General features: G+C 45.4%; 2 protein-coding genes and 1 pseudogene. 2 read left to right on the top strand and 1 reads right to left on the bottom strand.

Annotated elements, in window-relative coordinates:
• Nucleotides 1-128, bottom strand: a 128-nt coding sequence (locus tag ACTHS3_RS16420; protein WP_440368563.1) for a glycerol-3-phosphate acyltransferase, incomplete at its 3' end; no start/stop codon positions are given.
• 57 nt (nt 129-185) lie between these two features.
• Here ACTHS3_RS16420 and folB point away from each other — a divergent pair.
• Both folB and ACTHS3_RS16410 read left to right on the top strand, forming a co-directional pair.
• Nucleotides 186-536: a dihydroneopterin aldolase gene (folB, locus tag ACTHS3_RS16415; protein WP_004520156.1), complete on the top strand. Its 351-nt coding sequence runs from the start codon at nt 186-188 to the stop codon at nt 534-536.
• 74 nt (nt 537-610) lie between these two features.
• Nucleotides 611-687 (top strand): annotated as a pseudogene (locus ACTHS3_RS16410) (ADP-ribose pyrophosphatase); the annotation flags it as partial.

The raw sequence follows: 687 nt of genomic DNA, 5'->3' as shown, positions 1-687 counted from the left end.
TTGGTGGCACCGGGGTTGCCGGAGCCGTAAGTGCGCGGATCGTCCATGCCGTAATATTTTGATACGATGACGGCAAAAGACAGGGAGCCGATAAGATAGGCGGCAATAATGGCGAGTACATTGAACATTTTGGGTGCTTTACTTAAAATGGGAACGGTTATTCTATCAAAAAAACGGACAGGCAAATGGATAAAATCTTTTTGTACGGCATGAAGGCCGATACTTTAATCGGCGTATATGATTGGGAACGCGAGCGTAAACAGACTTTGATTTTGGATTTGGAAATCAGTGTTCCCGAGCGTACCGGCACGAGCGACGATATCGGCGATACCATCCATTATGGCGAAGTATGCGAAGTCGTACGCCGCAGCCTTGCCGAACAGGATTTTTTACTGCTGGAAGCTTTGGCGGAATATATCGCCCAATTGATTTTAAATGATTTTGGTGCGGCCAAAGTGCGCGTCCGTATTGTGAAACCGGGTATCTTGCCCGATGTGGCGCAGGTCGGTATTGAAATTGAACGCGCTCGGGAATAAGGCTTATCTATGCCGTCTGAAAAAGGATTTCAGACGGCCTTTAATATTTTAATAATTTGGAAATGAGGTAAAAAATGGATTTGAAAGAAACTAAATTAAGCAGTGAGCCAATCTACGAAGGTTCTTTTGTTACCATCAGCCGCGATCGGGT

Source organism: Neisseria sp. P0009.S007 (assembly GCF_051962515.1).
Note: the sequence above shows the minus strand (reverse complement) of the source record. Positions and strands in the feature narration are given on the sequence as shown.